Origin of the sequence: Methylosinus sp. LW3 (assembly GCF_000527115.1) — a bacterium.
Taxonomy (GTDB): Bacteria; Pseudomonadota; Alphaproteobacteria; order Rhizobiales; family Beijerinckiaceae; genus Methylosinus.
This window is the reverse complement of record NZ_AZUO01000001.1, coordinates 3,375,361-3,389,909: the sequence shown is the minus strand read 5'-3', so window position 1 is coordinate 3,389,909 and position 14,549 is coordinate 3,375,361. Positions and strand designations below refer to the sequence as shown.

At 67.1% G+C, this 14,549-nt stretch carries 8 protein-coding genes; 4 read left to right on the top strand and 4 right to left on the bottom strand.

Annotation, left to right across the window (positions count from 1 at the left end; translation table 11 throughout):
* Positions 1-92 precede the first annotated feature (92 nt).
* From metH to METLW3_RS0116945, 3 genes are read right to left on the bottom strand one after another with little or no spacing between them, the layout of a single operon-like run.
* A complete protein-coding gene (metH, locus tag METLW3_RS0116955) occupies positions 93-3,815 on the bottom strand; it encodes a methionine synthase (RefSeq protein ID WP_024881031.1) in 3,723 nt (1,240 codons plus the stop codon).
* A complete protein-coding gene (metF, locus tag METLW3_RS0116950) occupies positions 3,812-4,708 on the bottom strand; it encodes a methylenetetrahydrofolate reductase [NAD(P)H] (protein ID WP_157096305.1) in 897 nt (298 codons plus the stop codon). The genes metH and metF overlap by 4 nt, the downstream gene beginning before the upstream one ends.
* Positions 4,708-5,721 (bottom strand): metalloregulator ArsR/SmtB family transcription factor, encoded by a 1,014-nt coding sequence (locus tag METLW3_RS0116945; protein ID WP_024881029.1) that lies wholly within the window; start codon positions 5,719-5,721, stop codon positions 4,708-4,710. Before METLW3_RS0116945 ends, metF begins: the two co-directional genes overlap by 1 nt.
* Positions 5,722-5,864: 143 nt before the next feature.
* On the opposite strand from METLW3_RS0116945, the gene METLW3_RS0116940 reads away from it, so the two are divergent.
* The 4 genes from METLW3_RS0116940 to METLW3_RS0116925 all read left to right on the top strand — a co-directional run bounded on the left by METLW3_RS0116940 (position 5,865) and on the right by METLW3_RS0116925 (position 13,964).
* A complete protein-coding gene (locus tag METLW3_RS0116940) occupies positions 5,865-7,058 on the top strand; it encodes a GGDEF domain-containing protein (RefSeq protein WP_024881028.1) in 1,194 nt (397 codons plus the stop codon).
* Positions 7,059-7,235: 177 nt separating this feature from the next.
* On the top strand, positions 7,236-10,571 hold the full coding sequence (locus METLW3_RS0116935) for a transglutaminase family protein (RefSeq protein WP_024881027.1): 3,336 nt from the start codon (positions 7,236-7,238) through the stop codon (positions 10,569-10,571).
* Positions 10,561-13,080: a circularly permuted type 2 ATP-grasp protein gene (locus tag METLW3_RS0116930; RefSeq protein WP_024881026.1), complete on the top strand. Its 2,520-nt coding sequence runs from the start codon at positions 10,561-10,563 to the stop codon at positions 13,078-13,080. Before METLW3_RS0116935 ends, METLW3_RS0116930 begins: the two co-directional genes overlap by 11 nt.
* Complete coding sequence (locus METLW3_RS0116925) at positions 13,077-13,964, top strand: transglutaminase family protein (protein ID WP_024881025.1); 888 nt, start codon at positions 13,077-13,079, stop codon at positions 13,962-13,964. The genes METLW3_RS0116930 and METLW3_RS0116925 overlap by 4 nt, the downstream gene beginning before the upstream one ends.
* Here METLW3_RS0116925 and METLW3_RS0116920 read toward each other — a convergent pair.
* Positions 13,939-14,469, bottom strand: coding sequence for a restriction endonuclease (locus tag METLW3_RS0116920; RefSeq protein ID WP_024881024.1), 531 nt, complete (start codon positions 14,467-14,469; stop codon positions 13,939-13,941). The genes METLW3_RS0116925 and METLW3_RS0116920 overlap by 26 nt on opposite strands.
* Positions 14,470-14,549 lie beyond the last annotated feature (80 nt).

Here is a 14,549-nt window from a genome sequence, read left to right as displayed (position 1 = left end):
GGAGGGGGTGACGCCCCGAGTCTTTGCAGTGAACCCCACCCCGGACCGCTTTGCGGTCCGACCCTCCCCCTGAAGGGGAGGGTGGGCACTCCTCACTCCGCCGGCTCGGCGACGCGCGTCTCGTAATTGAGTACCGGCGCGAGCCAGCGCTCGATCTCGGTGGCGGAGACGCCCTTGCGCGCGGCGTAATCCTCGACCTGATCGCGCTCCACTTTGGCGACGCCGAAATAATGCGCCTGCGGATGCGCGAAATAGAGCCCGCTGACCGATGAGGCCGGCGTCATGGCGTAGCTCTCCGTCAGCGTGACGCCTGTGCGCTTCGTCGCCTCCAGCAGATCGAAGAGCGTCGCCTTCTCCGTATGGTCGGGCTGCGCCGGATAGCCGGGCGCCGGGCGAATGCCGCGATAATCCTCGCCGACCAGCTGCTCCGGCGTCAGCGTCTCATCCGCCGCATAGGCCCAGAACTCGCGGCGCACGCGCTGATGCATGCGCTCGGCGAAAGCTTCGGCCAGACGATCGGCGAGAGCCTTCACCATGATCGCGCCATAGTCGTCATTGGCGCGGGCGAAGCGCTCGGAAATCTTCGCCTCCTGCGCGCCGGCGGTGACGACAAAGGCGCCGATGTAATCCGCCTTGCCGGAGCCTTCCGGCGCGACGAAATCGGCGAGCGCGACATTGGGCTTGCCGTCGCGCCGCGTGAGCTGCTGGCGCAGCGTATGCAGCGTCGCCAGCCGCTCGACGCGGCCCTCGCCCGTATAGAGCGCGATATCGTCGCCCACGGCGTTGGCGGGCCAGAAGCCGATGACCGCCTTGGGATTGAACCAGCGCTCTTCCACGATGCGCGTCAGCATCGCCTGCGCATCCTCGAACAATTGCCGCGCCGCCGGCCCGCGCTCGGGATCGTCGAGCAAAGCGGGATAGCGGCCCTTGAACTCCCATGTCTGGAAGAAGGGCGTCCAATCGATATAGGGAACCAGCTCCGCGACATCGTAAGACGCGAAGACGCGCGCGCCGAGGAATGTCGGCTTGGGCGGCGCATAGGCGGCCCAATCGATTTTCAGCGCATTGGCGCGCGCGGAAGCGAGGGAGACGCGTTGCTTGTCGGCCTGCGCGCGCGCATGAGCGTCGGCGACCTTCTCATATTCCTCGCGCGTCTTGGCGACATAATCGGCGCGCGACGATTGCGACATCAGCGCCTGGGCGACGCCCACCGCGCGCGAGGCGTCGGTCACATAGACGGCCTGACCCTTGGTGTAATTGGGGCTGATCTTCACCGCCGTATGCACGCGGCTCGTCGTGGCGCCGCCGATGAGCAGCGGCGCGTCGAAACCTTCGCGCTCCAGCTCCGAGGCGACGAAACACATTTCGTCGAGCGAGGGCGTGATGAGGCCGGAGAGGCCGATGATATCGACCTTTTCGGCTTTCGCCGTCTCGAGAATTTTGGCGGTCGGCACCATCACGCCGAGATCGATGATCTCGAAATTATTGCAGCCGAGCACGACGCCGACGATGTTCTTGCCGATGTCGTGGACGTCGCCCTTCACCGTCGCGAGAAGAATCTTGCCGGCGGTGGAGCGCGTCTCCTTGTTCTCTTCCATGAAGGGCAGGAGATGCGCCACCGCCTGCTTCATCACGCGCGCGGATTTCACCACTTGCGGCAGGAACATTTTGCCCTGGCCGAAGAGATCGCCGACGACATTCATGCCGGCCATCAGCGGACCTTCGATCACATCGAGCGGACGTGTGCTCGAGAGACGCGCCTCTTCCACATCCTGCTCGATATAATCGGCGACGCCATTGACCAGCGCATATTCCAAACGCTTTTCGACGCTGGCCTCGCGCCACGCCGCATCCTTCTCCGCCGTCTTCGCGCCCGCGCCTTTGAAGCGCTCGGCCATCTCGACGAGGCGCTCTGTCGCGTCGGGACGGCGATTCCGCACCACATCCTCGCAGGCTTCGCGCAGCTCGGGGTCGATCTTCTCATAGACGGCGAGCTGGCCGGCGTTGACGATGCCCATGTCCATCCCCGCCGCAATGGCGTGATAGAGGAAGACGGAGTGCATCGCCTCGCGCACCGGCTCATTGCCGCGGAAGGAGAAGGAGAGATTGGACACGCCGCCGGAGACATGCGCATGCGGCAGCGTCGTCTTGATCGCGCGCGCGGCGTCGATGAAGTCGACGCCGTAATTGCAATGTTCTTCTATGCCCGTCGCGACCGCGAAAATATTTGGATCGAAGATGATGTCCTGCGGCGGAAAGCCTACTTGCTCCACGAGGATCTTATAGGCGCGGCCGGAGATCTCCACCTTGCGCGCGAAAGTGTCGGCCTGTCCCGCTTCGTCGAATGCCATGACGACGACGGCGGCGCCATAGCGGCGCACCTTGGTCGCGGCCTCGATGAATTTCTCCTCGCCTTCCTTCAGCGAGATGGAGTTGACGACGCCCTTGCCCTGCAGACATTGCAGGCCGGCTTCGATCACCTCGAATTTCGACGAATCGACCATCACCGGCACGCGCGCGATATCGGGCTCGGCGGCGAGCAGATTGAGGAACTCGACCATCGCCTTTTTCGAATCGAGCAGGCCCTCGTCCATATTGATGTCGATGACCTGCGCGCCATTGGCCACTTGATCGCGCGCCACATCCAGCGCCGCGGCGTAATCGCCGGCGGTGATGAGCTTGCGGAATTTCGCCGAGCCGGTGACATTGGTGCGTTCGCCGACATTGACGAAAGGAATGTCCTTCGTCAGCGTGAAAGGCTCGAGGCCGGCGAGGCGCAGCAGCGGCGCTATGGTCGGAATCGCGCGCGGCGCGACGCCTTTCACGGCGCCGGCGATGGCGGCGATATGCGGCGGCGTCGTGCCGCAGCAGCCGCCGACCACATTGACGAGACCGGATTTCGCAAATTCGCCGACCAGCTCGGCCATATATTCCGGGCTCTCGTCATAGAGGCCGAATTCATTGGGCAGGCCGGCGTTGGGGAAGGCGCAGATTCGCGTGTCGGCGATGCGCGCGACCTCGGCGATGTGCTGGCGCATTTCGCGCGCGCCGAGCGCGCAATTGAAGCCGATGGAGAAAGGCTTCGCGTGCTGAATCGAGTTCCAGAAGGCCGCCGCCGTCTGGCCGGAGAGCGTGCGGCCGGAGAGATCGGTGATGGTGCCGGAGATCATCACCGGAAAGCGCGTGCCGACCTTCTCGAATGCGTCCTCCACGGCATAGATCGCCGCTTTGGCGTTCAGCGTGTCGAAAATGGTTTCGATCAAGAGAATATCGGCGCCGCCTTCCAACAGGCCGAGCGCCTCCTCGAGATAGGCGGCGCGCAGATCGTCGAAGGTGACGGCGCGAAAGCCGGGATTGGAGACATCCGGCGAGATGGAGGCGGTGCGATTGGTCGGCCCCATGGAGCCGGCGACGAAGCGCGGCACGCCCGTCTCGCGCGCGACTTCATCGGCCGCTGCGCGAGCGAGGCGCGCGCCTTCGTAATTGAGCTCATAGACGATGTGCTCGAGCCCGTAATCGGCCTGCGCGATAGAGGTGCAGGAGAAAGTGTTGGTCTCGATAATGTCGGCGCCGGCTTCGAGATAGGCGCGATGAATCGCCTTGATCGCCGCCGGCTGCGTCAGCGTCAGCAGATCATTGTCGCCGCGCAAATCCTTCGCATGATCCTTGAAGCGCTCGCCGCGAAAATCGGCCTCGGTGAATTTGTGGCGCTGGATCATCGTGCCCATGGCGCCGTCGAGCACGAGAATGCGCTCGCTCGCCGCCTTCTCCAGCGCTGCGAGAATCTTCGGTCCGTGGTTCTTGTCGAAACTCATGCTGCGACTTTCTCGGTGACGGGGCGCACGCCCAGAAGATGGCAGATCGCGAAGACGAGATCGGCGCGATTGTTTGTGTAGAAATGGAATTCCTTCACGCCGCCTTCGGCGAGGCCGAGCACCTGCTCGGCGGCGACAGCGGCGGCGATGAGCCGGCGCGTGACGGGATCATCGTCCAATCCCTCGAAGCGATGCGCGAGCCAATCAGGCACGCTCGCGCCCGCCTTGCGCGCGAAATTCGCCGTCTGCTTGAAGTTCTGCACCGGCATGATGCCGGGCACGATGGGAATTTTGATTCCCCGCGCGCGCGCCTTGTCGAGAAAGCGGAAATAGACGTCGTTCTCGAAGAAGAATTGCGTGATGGCGCGCGTCGCGCCGGCGTCGATCTTCGCCTCGAGCGCGTCGAGATCGTCGTCGATCGTGCGGCTCTCGGGATGGCCTTCTGGATAGGTGGAGACGGAAATCTCGAAATCGCGGATGGCGCGAATGCCGCGCACCAGCTCGGTGGAGCTGCGATAGCCTTGCGGATGCGGCTCGAAACGCGTGCCGACGCCGGTCGGCGGATCGCCGCGCAACGCCACGATATGGCGGACGCCGACGTTCCAATAGCCGCGCACGATTTCGTCGATCTCGGCGCGCGCGGCGGAGACGCAGGTGAGATGCGCGGCGGGCAGAATATCGGTCTCGGCGGCGAGGCGCGCGACGATATTATGCGTGCGCTCGCGCGTGGAGCCGCCGGCGCCGTAAGTGACGGAGACGAATTTGGGCTTCAAAGGCGCGAGCCGCGCGATCGAATCCCAGAGCTGCGCCTCCATCTCCGGCGTCTTCGGCGGGAAGAATTCGTAAGAAATATCGAAATGGCCCGGAGGCCACAGGCTGCGATTGTCGGACATCATGCGGTCTCGAAGCTGGCTTTGGGCAAGGGATCGGCGATGACGCGAGGATCTTGCGCCAGCCACAGGGAAACGGTGAGCTTCGCGCCGTCGTCGGCGGAAGGCGCGAGATCGCGATGGCGCAGAATCTCGAGCCCGGCCTGCTCCAGCAGAGTCGTGACCTCCTGCTGCGAGAAGCCGAGGCGGCGATGCGCATGCTCGTCGCGCAAGGTCTCCTCGCGATGCGGCGCGAAATCGACGACAAGCAGCCTGCCGCCGGGCGCGAGCGTGCGCGCCGCCTCGCGCAAGGCGCGGCCGGGATCGTCGAGATAATGCAGAACCTGATGCACGATGACGAGATCGCAGCTGCCCCGTTCTATCGGCAGCGCATACATGTCGCCTTGGCGCAGCTGCACATTGCGCGCGCCGGCTTTTTCCAGCCGTCCGCGCGCGACGCCGAGCATTGCGGAGGAGAGATCGACGCCCACGGCCTGCTCCGCCTGCGGGGCGAATAGCTCCAGCATGCGGCCGGCGCCGGCACCGAGATCGAGCAGGCGGCGCAGCGGCTTCTCGCCCACCGCCTCGCGCATGGCGGCCTCCACCTGCGCCTCCGGCACATGCAGCGAGCGGATCGCGTCCCATTCGGGCGCATGCTCGGCGAAATAACGGGCGGCGGCGTCGGCGCGGGCCTGCCGCACCTCGGCGAGACGGGCGCGATCGCCGGCGATGCGGGGGTCCAGCGGATCGAGCCAGGAGACGACGCTGCGGGCGATCTCGCCGGGCGCGTCGGCGGAGGCGAGGCGGAAGAAGGCCCAGGCGCCCTCGCGGCGGCGCTCCACCAGGCCGGCTTCCACCAACAGCTTCAAATGGCGGGACACGCGCGGCTGCGACTGGCCGAGAATGGCCACGGCCTCGCTCACTGTCAGCTCCGTCTCGGCCAGCAGGCCGAGCAGGCGCAGACGCGTCTCCTCGCCCGCCGCATTGAGGGCGGCGAGCGCGGGTTCGAGAAGAAGAGGTCGCCTCATATCGGTCATTTCGCGTCGGCCACGGGCTTCGCTGATTAGATATAAAGATATCTATATGCGTCGTCTCGCGGGAAATCAAGACGCGGCCCGTCCAGTGCGCCGAGCTGGAAATGCGAGCCGGCGGCCATAGATGAGACCGCGTTGGGGTGAGCATGTGGCGTCGGCTAGGACATACGTCTCGAAATTCGGCGCCGCTTCCCGACGCCGCTTATGTCGAGCTGGTCGATATGGTCGCCCGGCCGGTCATGCCGGTGGCGTTCATGGGCATGGCGCTCGCCTGCGTCGGCCTGCTGCTCGCCTCGCGCAAGCAGGATGCATTGCTCCTCGCTCTGACGCTGGCCGGAATCGCCGTCGACATAACGAGCGTTTTCCTGGTTCTCGCCTATCGGAGGCGCGTGGCGCAGGCGACGATTCTCGCCGATGAGGCGCGGGTCTGGGAGCGCCGCTACGCCATCGGCCTCTTCTCTTTCGCCGCTCTGCTCGGCGCGATCAACGCGCGCGGCCTGATGATAGCGCATCCGCCCGACTCGTCGCTGGTGCCGATGCTGACATCCGGGCTGGCCTTCGTCTTCGCCGGCGGGGTCGTGTCCAATGTCGCCTTCCGCCCGCTTCTCTGCGCGATCGGCCTCGCCTTGTCGGCGACGCCGACGGTCATCGGCCTCGTCGATCGCGCGATGGAGGCGAGCGACATCCACGTTCTCTTGGGCTTCGTCCTGCAGGCGGTGCTTCTTTCCGCTTTCGCCGTCGTCGGTCTCTTTTGGGCGGCCGACACGCATGCGGCGACGCGCCGGCAAATCATCTCCAAGCTCGATTTCGCGAAAATGGCGCGTCATGACGATTTGACCGGCCTCGCCAATCGCGTCGAGCTGCGCGACCGTTTCGACGAGGCTTCGGCGCGCCTCGGACCGAATGAATATTTGGCGATTCACTGCCTCGACCTCGACCGTTTCAAGGCCGTCAACGACGCCTATGGCCATTTGACCGGCGATCTCCTGCTCTGCGCCGCCACCTCGCGTCTGCTGACCATGGTGCGGCGGGAGGATACGGCGGCGCGGCTCGGCGGCGACGAGTTCGTCATCGTCCAGACCGGCGTCCGCCACCCGGACGAGGCGCTGCTGCTCGCCCGCCGCATCATCCGCGTTCTCGGCGCCCCCTATGAGATCGAGGGCCGCAGCATTCAGATCGGCGTGAGCATCGGCGTCGCGCTCGCGCCCCGCGACGGCGCCGCTCTCGAGCAGCTCATCGCCAGCGCCGATGCGGCGCTCTACCAGATGAAGCGCGGCGGCCGCGGCGGCGTCGTCTTCGCGGACGCGCCGCTCCCGCCCTCCGCCGCCAATGATTCGTGACGGGGAGAGCGGGCGCCGAAAGCCGCGGCGCCCGCCGCCCCGGCAGAATGCGTCATGCGGCAATTTCCGGCAAAGAGCCGAGCTTTTCGGCGCGCGCGATTGACACGCCGCCGAGCGCGTAAGCTAATCGCCTGTCGCCGCTTTCCCGGCGTCGTTATGAGGAGGCGAAGCAGCTCCGTGTCGATCAAGGTCGCGCTCCACCATCTCACCCATTACAAATATGATCGGCCGGTCGCGCTCGGGCCGCAGGTGATCCGGCTGCGGCCCGCTCCGCATTGCCGCACCCGCGTGCCGAGCTATTCGCTCAAGATCGCGCCGGCCAATCATTTCATCAACTGGCAGCAGGACCCGCACGGCAATTGGCTGGCGCGCCTCGTCTTTCCGGAGAAGGCGGAGGAGTTCCGCATCGAGGTGGACCTCCATGCCGAGATCGCCGTCTACAATCCCTTCGACTTTTTCGTCGAGCCCTATGCGGAGACCTTCCCCTTCGCCTATCCGGAGGAGCTGCGGACCGAGCTCGCCTCCTGCCTCGAGGTGGAGCCGCTCGGGCCGCTGACCAAGGCGTTCGTGAACAGCGTGCGTCCGTCGCAGGCGATGGCGATCGTTCCCTTTCTCGTCGATCTCAACGCCAGGCTGCAGCGCGACATTCGCTATGTGATCCGCATGGAGCCCGGCGTGCAGACGCCGGACGAGACGCTCGCCGCCGGCACGGGCTCCTGCCGCGATTCGGCCTGGCTGCTCGTGCAGATATTCCGCAGCCTCGGCCTCGCGGCGCGTTTCGTCTCCGGCTATCTCATCCAATTGAAAGCGGATGTCGATCCGATCGAGGGTCCCAAGGGAACCGACCACGATTTCACCGATCTGCACGCCTGGGCCGAGGTCTATATCCCCGGCGCCGGCTGGATCGGCCTCGACGCCACCTCGGGCCTCTTCTGCGGCGAAGGTCATTTGCCGCTATGCAGCGCGCCGCATTATCGCTCGGCGGCGCCGCTCTCCGGCCTCGTCGAGCCGGCGGAGGTCCAGTTCGGCTTCGAGATGTGGGTGCAGCGCATTCGCGAGGCGCCGCGCATCACCGCGCCTTTCTCGGACGAAGCCTGGGCGCGTCTCGACGCGCTCGGCGAGAAGGTCGACGAGGATTTGCGGGCGCAAGACGTGCGCCTCACCATGGGCGGTGAGCCGACCTTCGTCTCCATCGACGATTTCCAGGCGCCGGAATGGACGATCGCCGCCGTCGGCCCCACCAAGAAGGCGCGCGCCGACGATCTCGTGCGCCGCCTGCAGCAACGCTTCGCCAAGGGCGGCTTCCTTCATTACGGGCAGGGCAAATGGTATCCGGGGGAGAGCCTGCCGCGCTGGGCCTTCGCCATCTATTGGCGCAAGGACGGCCTGCCCGTCTGGCGCGATCCCGAGCTCGCCGCCCGCATCGGCGCGTCCTCGGCGCCGACGGCGCAGCAGAGCGAGGCGTTCACCGTCGATCTCGCCGAGCGGCTCGGTCTCGAGCGGGGCTATGTGATCCCCGCCTATGAGGACCCCTCGCACTGGCTGCTGAAGGAGGGCGCGCTGCCCATCAATGTCGATCCGTTCGATTCGAAGATCGACGACGCCGAGGAGCGCGTCCGCATGTTGCGCGCCTTCGAGCGCGGCCTGGCCAATCCGGTGGGCTATGTTCTGCCGGTGCAGCGCTGGAACGCGCGCGCCGACCGGCGTCGTTGGGTCTCGGAGCGCTGGCCTTTGCGGCGCGGACGGCTCTTTCTGGCGCCGGGCGATTCGCCGATCGGCCTGCGCCTGCCGATCAGCTCGCTGCCCTGGGTGCCGCCGAGCGCCTATCCCTACTCCTATCCGCAGGACCCGACCGAGCCGCGCGGTCCGCTGCCGGACCCCGCCCTTTTCCGGAAGATCTACGAGAGCCGGGCGCTGCAGAACCGCCAGGAACTCCAGAAACGTCAGGAGCCGAAGGACCGCCAGGAGCCCAGCGAGCAGGTCATCGTCGAGGGCGCGGTGCGCACGGCGCTCGCCATCGAGCCGCGCGAGGGCGCGCTCTGCGTCTTCATGCCGCCGGTCGAAACGCTGGAGGGTTATCTCGAGCTGTTGACGGCGGTGGAGACGACGGCGAAGGCGATGGACCTTCCCATCCATATCGAGGGCTATCCGCCGCCCGTCGATCCGCGCCTCGAGGTCATCAAGGTGACGCCCGATCCCGGCGTCATCGAGGTGAACATCCATCCGGGCGACACATGGCGCGACGCCGTGGCGACGACGACCGGCCTCTATGAGGATGCGCGGCAGTCGCGGCTCACCGCCGACAAATTCCTCATCGACGGGCGCCAGACCGGCTCGGGCGGCGGCAATCATGTCGTGCTCGGCGGCCGGACGCCCTTCGATTCGCCCTTCCTGCGCCGTCCGGACATATTGAAGAGCCTCGTGCTCTATTGGCAGCGCCATCCCGCGCTCTCCTATTTCTTCTCGGGCCTCTTCATCGGCCCGACCAGCCAGGCTCCGCGCGTGGACGAGGCGCGGCACGACGCGCTCTACGAGCTGGAGATCGCCATCTCCAATGTGCCGCCGGCGGGCGAAACGAATTTCCCGCCCTGGCTCGTCGATCGGCTGTTCCGCAATCTGCTCGTGGACGTCACCGGCAACACGCATCGCGCCGAAATCTGCATCGACAAGCTCTATTCGCCGGATGGGCCGACCGGCCGGCTCGGCCTCGTCGAGTTCCGCAGCTTCGAGATGCCGCCCGACGCGCGCATGAGCCTCGCGCAGCAATTGCTGCTGCGCGCGCTCGTCGCCTGGTTCTGGCGCGAGCCGCAGAGCGGCGGCTTCGTGCGCTGGGGCACGGCGCTGCACGACCGCTTCATGCTGCCGCATTTCGTTTGGCGCGATTTCCTCGACGTGCTCGGTGATCTGCAGGGGGCGGGCTACGCTTTCGAGCCGGAATGGTTCGAGGCGCAGAAGGAGTTCCGCTGCCCGCTCGCCGGACGCGTCGAGCATGGCGGAGTGGAGCTGGAAATCCGGCAGGCGCTGGAGCCCTGGAATGTGCTGGGTGAGGAAGGCGTCGCCGGCGGCACCGCGCGTTTCGTCGATTCCTCGGTGGAGCGCGTCGAGGTGAAGGCCAAGGGCTTCGTCCCCGGCCGGCATGTCATCGCCTGCAACGGCCGCCGTGTGCCGATGGCCAGCGCCGGCGCCTCGGGCGAGGCGGTCGCGGGCGTGCGCTTCAAGGCATGGCAGCCGCCCTCCGGCATGCACCCGACCATCCCCGATCACGCGCCTCTGACCTTCGATGTCATCGACAGCTGGAGCGAGCGCTCGTTAGGGGGCTGCGTCTATCACACGGCGCATCCGGGCGGTCGCAGCTACGACACTTTTCCGGTAAACTCGCATGAGGCGGAGGCTCGCAGGCTGTCGCGGTTCCAGGATCACGGCCATACGCCCGGCAGGGTGCGGCCGCCGCGCGAGGAGCCGGCGGGCGAGTTCCCGCTGACTTTGGACCTGCGGAGGAGTTGTGCCGGCTGAGCGGTTTATCGATGCGAGCACGGGAGAAGCGTCGCGTCGCGTCGCCTCCTGGATCGCCCGCTATGCGCCGCTGGACGGCGTGCCGGACGAGCTCGTCGGGCCGGACGGGCGCGTGCGCGCCCATTGGGCGAGCCTGCTCGACACGCTCGGGGGCCTCAGCCGCGAGGATATAGACGATCGCTTCGCCGCCGCCGGGCGGCGCATCCGCGACATGGGCGTCTCCTATCGCGTGCTCGGCGAGACCAAGGAGCGCACTTGGCCGTTGAGCCGGTTGCCGCTGCTGCTGCCGCAGGCCGAATGGCGGGAGATCGCCGCCGGCGTCGCCCAGCGCGCCGAGCTGCTCGACATGGTGCTGCGCGACGTCTATGGCGAGCAGCGCCTCGTCGAGGAAGGCGCGCTGCCGGCGGCGGTCGTCGCCGGCTCGCCCGATTATGTCCGCGCCATGAGCGGCGCGACTCCGCCCGGCGGCCGCTGGCTGCGCTTCTACGCCGCCGAGATCGGCCGGGGTCCGGACGGGCGCTGGTGGGTGCTGGGCGATCGCGCCCAGGCGCCCTCGGGCGCCGGCTATGCGCTGGAGAATCGGCTGGTGATGGCGCGCACCTTCCCGCGCCTCTACCGCGACATGAAGGTCGAGCGGCTCGCGCCTTTCTTCCGCGATTTCCGCGCCGCCCTCGCCAAGGCCGCGCAGCAGAAGGACCCGCGCATCTGCCTGCTGACGCCCGGCCCGTTCAGCGAATCCTATTCCGAGCAGGTGAGCCTCGCGCGCTATCTCGGCCTACTGCTGGTCGAGGGCGCCGATCTCGTCACCAGCGAGCGCAAGCTGCATGTGCGCACCATCGCCGGGCTGAAGCGCGTCGATGTGGTGTGGCGCAGGGTCGACGCCGATTGGTGCGATCCGCTGGAGCTGAACGCCGCCTCGCAGCTCGGCGTGCCGGGCCTGCTCGACACGATTCGTGAGGGCAATGTCACCATTGCCAACATGCCGGGCGCCGGCCTCATCGAATCGCGCGCTCTGCTCTCTTTCCTGCCGGCCATCGCGCGCCGGCTGCTCGGCGAGGATCTGCGCCTCGCCAATATCGCCACTTGGTGGTGCGGGCAGGACGAGGCCCGCGACGCCGTGCTCGGCTCGCTCGAGGACCGCGCCGTCGCCCCCGCCTTCGGCGAGCATCTCGCCGGCTTTCCCGGCCGCCGCGTGGCGCTAGGGGCCGAGTTCGACGCCGCCGAGCGGGCGCGTCTCACCGAGGCGATGCGCGCCCGCGGCATGGATTATGTCGGCCAGGAGGTCGTGCAGCTCTCCACGACGCCGGTCTGGAAGGATGGCGCGCTGGTTCCGCGCCCCTTCGCGCTGCGTGTCTTCGCCGCCGCCACGGCGGATGGCTGGCGCGTGATGCCGGGCGGTTTCTGCCGCGTGTCGGATCGTCTCGATGTGCGCGCCATCTCCATGGGGGCGGGCGCGCAATCGGCCGATGTCTGGGTGCTCGGCGATCGGCCGACCGGCAACTCCACTCTCCTGCCGACGAGCGACGACATAGAGATCGTCCGCATGGTCGGCGATCTGCCGAGCCGCGCCGCCGACAATCTCTTCTGGATGGGCCGCTATTTCGAGCGGGCCGAGGCGACGCTGCGGCTGGTGCGCTCGCTCTGCAATCGCCTGACCGAGGCGGACGCTCCCAATTACAGCGGCCGCCAGCCGATCGAGCGGCTGGAGCGCGTGCTGCTCGCCTGGGGCGCTGCGCCGACGCGCGACCCGCGCCTCTCGGCGGCCGAGCTCGCCCTCGCCGCCGCCAGCGGCGCCGAGACGGCAGGCTCCGCCCTCTCCATCGCCCGCGCGGCCAAGCACGCCGCCTCGATCGTGCGCGAGCGCCTGTCGCAGGATATTTGGCATCTCGTCCGCCTGCTGGAGGCGCGGCTCGACGATTTCTCGCACGGCCCGGCCTCGGAGCCGGAAGTGCTCGAGGGCGTCGAGCAATCGCTGCATATATTGGCGGCGCTCTCCGGCCTCATCGACGAGAATTTCAACCGCGTCGCCGGCTGGTGCTTTCTCGATCTCGGCAAGCGGGTCGAGCGGGCGATCAACGCCTGCCGCTTCTCCCGCCAATTCGCCGACGAGGGCGCGACCATCGACAGTCTCGACACTCTGCTCGAGCTGATCGATTCGCAGATCACCTATCGCTCCCGCTATCTCGCCGGCGCCGCTCTCGCGCCCGTGCTCGATATGGCTGTGCTCGATCCCTATAATCCGCGCTCGGTCGGCTTTCAGGTGGCCAAGATAGAGGAGCATCTCTCCTCTCTGCCGACGCTGCGTCACGACGGCCTGCTGGAGGCGCCGCGCCGTCTCGCCGTGAAATTGCGCGCCGAGATAGAGGTGGCGAACGCCGCCGAGCTGGACGCCGCCAAAATCTTCACCCTGGAGCAGCGCTTGATGAGCCTTGCGGATGCGCTCGCCGCCCGCTACTTCCTCCAGGGCTCCAATGCGGCCCATTTCGAAGAGCCGATCCGGTTAGCGTGATCTACGACATCACCCATGTGACGACCTATAGCTACGAGGCGCCCGTCGCCGCGGCGCGCTGCGCTTTGCGCTTATTGCCGCGCGATGACGCCGGCCAGCGCGTCGTCTTCGGCCGCATCGACATCACGCCTGCGCCGCACGACTGGCGCGAGCGCGTCGATTTCTACGGCAATCGCGTCGCCGAGGCGCAGCTCGACGCCCCCCATGTGAAGCTCGGCATAGCGATGAGCGCGCGCGTGCGCGTCGAGCGCGCCGCCCCGCCCGCCGAGGCGCTGACGCCGCCTTGGGAGGTCGTCCGCCGCCAAGCGCTGGAGACGCCCTCGCTCGGCCCCGACGCGCCGGCGCATTTCATTTTTCCGAGCCGGCTCGCGCCGCTCTACGAGCCAGCGACGGCCTATGCGCGCGAGAGCTTTCCGCCCGGCCGGCCGATGCTGGCCGGCGCGGTCGAGCTGATGCGGCGCATCCATCGCGATTTTCTCTACGATCCGAACGCCACCCATGTCGCAATGCCGCTGGCCCGCGCCTTCGACAAGCGCAGCGGCGTCTGCCAGGATTTCACCCACATCATGATCGCCGCGCTGCGCGGGCTCGGCCTGCCGGCGGCCTATGTCAGCGGCTATATCCGCACCATTCCGGCGCCGGGGGCGGTGAAGCTCGAGGGGGCCGACGCCTCGCACGCCTGGATTTCCGTCTGGTGCGGGCGCGAGTTCGGCTGGCTCGGCGTCGATCCGACCAACGCCATTCTGGCTATGAACGATCATGTCGTCATCGCGCGAGGCCGCGATTACGCCGATGTCTCGCCGATCGACGGCGTCATTTTCGCCGCCGGCAAGCAGAAGCTCGATGTGCGCGTCAGCGTCACGCCGATAGAAGAGGTCGCCTGAGCAGGCGGTCGATCTTCGTCAGCTCGCAATGATGCAGCAGCAGCACCTCATTGGAGGCGGCGAGCTGCACTGCGCTCGCCGTATAGCCCTTGGTGGCGACGACTATGCCGCGCTCGGCCTCCTCATGGGCGATGGCGGCGACGATCTCCTGCACGGCCCTGTTGCCGACTGGCTTCGAATATTTCTTGCACTGGACGACGATCCTGCGGCCTCGCTTCTCCGCGACGATATCGACGCCCTGATCGCCGCTGAGCCGCGTGACCCGCGCGCTCCATCTCGCCTCGCGCAGCAGCGCCGCGCAGAAATGCTCGTAATCCTCCGGGCTCATCGCCTCGCTATATTGCGGAAAGGCGATCTCCTCATAGGCGAGCACGGCGAGATGCAATACGCCGACAAAAGCGAGCGCCATCGCCGCGGCGCCGGCGACATGCGGCCAGAGCGCGCCTGCGGCGGCGGTGAGGACGATGATAAAGGCGAGGCATCGTCTCTTTCTGCTGCGCGTCATCGCTTTCGAGATCGCCTTTCGCCCGGCCGAAAGGGGCGGCGCCGTGATGCAAGGGGAGAAAGGTTAATTTGCCGCGAAGA